At 63.7% G+C, this 380-nt stretch carries 1 pseudogene; it reads right to left on the bottom strand.

The window, feature by feature from the left end:
- Window positions 1–380, bottom strand: a pseudogene (locus ACF8K2_RS04065) (hypothetical protein); the annotation flags it as partial.

Here is a 380-nt window from a genome sequence, read left to right as displayed (position 1 = left end):
AACGTCGGGCTGGCGCACAGCGACGCGTAGAACCTGGCATTGAGGTCAATGTAATGTTGGTACTGCGCCTCCTGGCGGTCGTACTCGGCTTGGAAGGCGGCGCGCATCGGTTCGTGATAGCGCTGCTCGAGCCGCTCGTCGCTGTTCTGCGCCGTGTAATCGACTATTCGCTGGCGCTCCACCGCAGGGTCGACGAACAGCGGTGGGCCATCGCCGGTCTGCGCGTCGAACGCTGGCGTCTGTTGCTCGGCCCACTGCCGGTGCATGGCGCGGATGCTCAACAGCAGTTGCGAGGTTTGCAGTTGATAAGCCCGCAGCGGCTCTTCACGCCATCGCTGCCGGGTGGTGATCCAGTTCAGCCGCGCATGGTTGAACTCCTG

Origin of the sequence: Pseudomonas sp. xss_2 (assembly GCF_043104195.1) — a bacterium.
GTDB classification, from domain to species: domain Bacteria; phylum Pseudomonadota; class Gammaproteobacteria; order Pseudomonadales; family Pseudomonadaceae; genus Aquipseudomonas; species Aquipseudomonas urmiensis.
This window is presented reverse-complemented; position numbering and strand designations above follow the sequence as displayed.